The 3102-nt window shown below is 41.8% G+C and carries 3 protein-coding genes; 1 reads left to right on the forward strand and 2 read right to left on the reverse strand.

Translation table 11 applies throughout. The features are described 5' to 3' along the window. Positions 1-140 precede the first annotated feature (140 nt). Positions 141-1409, reverse strand: a complete 1269-nt coding sequence (gene thrC / locus KDK67_RS13820) for a threonine synthase (RefSeq protein ID WP_250869434.1) — start codon at positions 1407-1409, stop codon at positions 141-143. Between the two features lie 241 nt (positions 1410-1650). Here thrC and moeB point away from each other — a divergent pair, with 241 nt between their 5' ends. After that, positions 1651-2469 (forward strand): molybdopterin-synthase adenylyltransferase MoeB, encoded by an 819-nt coding sequence (moeB, locus tag KDK67_RS13825; protein WP_250869435.1) that lies wholly within the window; start codon positions 1651-1653, stop codon positions 2467-2469. Positions 2470-2491: 22 nt separating this feature from the next. Here the strand turns inward: moeB and KDK67_RS13830 are convergent, their stop codons facing one another. Beyond that, complete coding sequence (locus KDK67_RS13830) at positions 2492-2728, reverse strand: sulfurtransferase TusA family protein (protein ID WP_250869436.1); 237 nt, start codon at positions 2726-2728, stop codon at positions 2492-2494. Between the last annotated feature and the right edge of the window lie 374 nt (positions 2729-3102).

Genomic DNA, 3102 nt, shown 5'->3' on the forward strand with positions numbered 1-3102 from the left:
GGCGCTTTTCAAACTCTTCGCCATACTCAGCAGTAAGTCTATCAAAAAGGGTCTTTATTGTAGTATCACCCAGATCGATGTTTGTTGACCTTGTTTTTGTTAGATTGTTCAATGCTGATGAGAATCTTATAGATACCATTTTAGTTCACCTCTTGATGTGTTAGTTCTTGCTTTTTCGCTATGTTGCTAAACTTCTTCGTGAATTCGGAATATGTGGGCTTTATTGATCTAGGACTATCAAGTGCTCCTGCGATAGTTTCCTGTGCTTTTAGACCATTACCTGTTACATATACAACTGTTCTTTCTTCGGGGTCAATATGGCCGCTTTCGACAAGGCTCTTAAGACCTGCAACCGTTGTCCCGCCGGCTGGTTCGGTGAAGATCCCTTCAGTTCTTGCAAGCAGAAGTATGGCATCAAGTATCTCCTTGTTCGTTACGGATGCAGCATAACCATTTGAATTCTGTATGGCCTGCTTTGCATAATATCCATCTGCAGGATTTCCGATGGCAAGACTGTGGGCTATGGTGTCGAGTTCTCTTATTGGAACTACCTCAGCATCGTTCTGGACTGCGGTTGATATTGGAGCACAACCGGTGGGTTGTGAGCCTGAAATTCTGACGTTCTTGCCGGAATCGATAAGACCGATATTTTCGAGTTCGCTGTAACCTCTTGTAAGTGCACATAGCAGTGCTCCGCTTCCAAGGGGTGCAACGATGTGGTCCGGAGCATTCCATCCGAGCTGTTCGGCAGTTTCAAAAGCAAGTGTTCTGGAACCTTCCGTGTAGTACGGCCTGATGTTTATGTTAACAAATGCCCAATCGGGATTCTGGTCTGCGACCTCACTTGCAAGACGATTTGCGTCATCATATGTTCCGTCAACCGCTATGACGTTTGGATCATATGTGAGCATCTGGGTTATTTTTCCAAGCTCGATCGAGGCAGGTATGAAAACGTATGCCGGAATTCCTGCCTTTGCAGCATGGGCTCCCACAGCTGATGCGAGATTTCCTGTGGATGCACAGCCAATTGCAGTGGCACCGAGTTCGAGAGCCTTGCTCACAGCCACTGATGTCACTCTGTCCTTGAACGAATTTGTAGGATTGACAGAATCATCAAGTATGTATAGTTCCCTTAGTCCCAGCTCTTTCCCGAGGTTCTTTGCATGGTGCAACTTATTATAACCTGCACCGAGGTCTACATAATTCGTGCTATCCAGGGGAAGCAAATCTGCATATCTCCAGATGGAAGGAGGACCTCTGGCGATCTTCTCTTTACTTACTGTATTCTGGATCTCATCCCAATCGTAATGTACCTCAAGCGGTCCGAAACATTCGTAGCAGGTGTTCTGTATCCCACTGGGATATTCTGCACTACATTCTCTGCACTTTAAACCAATTACTTTGCTCATTTTATTTGTCTCCCAGTAACGTATGATTATTAACTACCCAACATAAAAACACAGTATATTATTACCATTGGTTATTGGGCAATATTTGCCTTTATTTTGAGATTGTACCTTATGAATTGGTTTTTGAGATAATTGGAGTCAAATTGTGTAAATTGCCGCTTTCTATACCTATTTATCAGGAAATTACATTTTTTTGAAAATACTGACACGAATTTCGATCATTATTTTCAGGGAGGTAAAAATGTTAGGTGAATTTACTGAAGAACAGATAAGGCGGTATTCAAGACATATCATACTGCAGGAAGTTGGGGGGAAAGGACAACATAGACTACTTTCCTCCAAAGTACTCTGTATAGGTGCAGGAGGGCTTGGTTCTCCTATTATACAGTATCTGGCTGCTGCTGGGGTTGGGACCATTGGGATCGTTGATGATGATGTTGTGGACCTTAGTAATCTTCAAAGGCAGGTCATACATGGTGGCAATATTGATGTCCCAAAAGTTGAATCTGCGAGAAAATTCGTTGAGAATTTAAATCCTGATGTGAACGTTATCACTTATCAGAAAAGGATCAGTCCTGATAATATCCTTGATATCATAAATGATTACGATATCGTGGTGGACGGTTCCGACAATTTTGCGACCCGCTATCTCGTAAACGATGCCTGTGTGCTTGCAAAAAAGCCTCTTTCGCACGGTAGTATTTTCCGTTTCGAAGGGCAGGTCACGACAATTCTTCCAGATGAAGGACCCTGTTACAGGTGTCTTTTTGAGCATGCACCACCTGCGGGAATGGTCCCAAGCTGTCAGGAAGCCGGAGTTATCGGAGTACTTCCAGGCATCATCGGGGTAATTCAGGCAACCGAGGTCATCAAATACCTGCTGGGATCCGGTGAGCTTTTGGTAGGTCGGCTGATATTCTATGATGCTTTTAACATGTCATTCGATGAGATCAAGATCCGTAAGAATCCTTCATGTCCTGTATGTGGTCAGAATCCATCGATAACATCAATTGAGGATGAGAATTATCAGGATGGAGGCGGGGTCTGTAGTATTGGATAAAACGATATAGGGAATGGTTGTATCACGCTTTACGGACGTATATGTTGAATATGCCTTCCTTTTCTTCAACAGCAAGCAGCTCATTCCCTGTCTTTTTTGTCCACGTTGCGATGTTTTGAGGGGTTATGGCATCATTTGCTATGACCAGCAGTACCTCATTTGATTCCAGATCATCCATTGTCTGTTTTGTTCGTATAAGTGGGTACGGACAGCACTGTCCCCTTACATCAATTTCAAAGTCTGCTATTATTTTATCCATTTGAATCAACCACAATTATGATCTGCTTAATATTGTAGATATTTAATGAGGCAATATTTACGTTATTCCTATACTTTCCTACATTAATCAATTATTCCTTTTTTCTTAATGGCACTTCTTACCGCAAACAGTGCTGCTATGTTATAGTCTAAACTACAAACATTACAAGCAATATCATAACAACATTTGTGTAAAATAAAGTGTAATTAGTATATAAATGGATGTTTAATAGGCTCTGTAGAAATCCGGTAGTCCAGTATTAAACGGTTGATGTTTTTGAACAGTTAAATATCAATAATTCTCTCAATGTCCACTTATCTTCAACAATCCCGCATTCTTGAGCAGGTGTTCTCTTATAGTTTACACCTTTTTTA

This window comes from Methanococcoides seepicolus, assembly GCF_023684405.1.
Taxonomy (GTDB): Archaea; Halobacteriota; Methanosarcinia; order Methanosarcinales; family Methanosarcinaceae; genus Methanococcoides; species Methanococcoides seepicolus.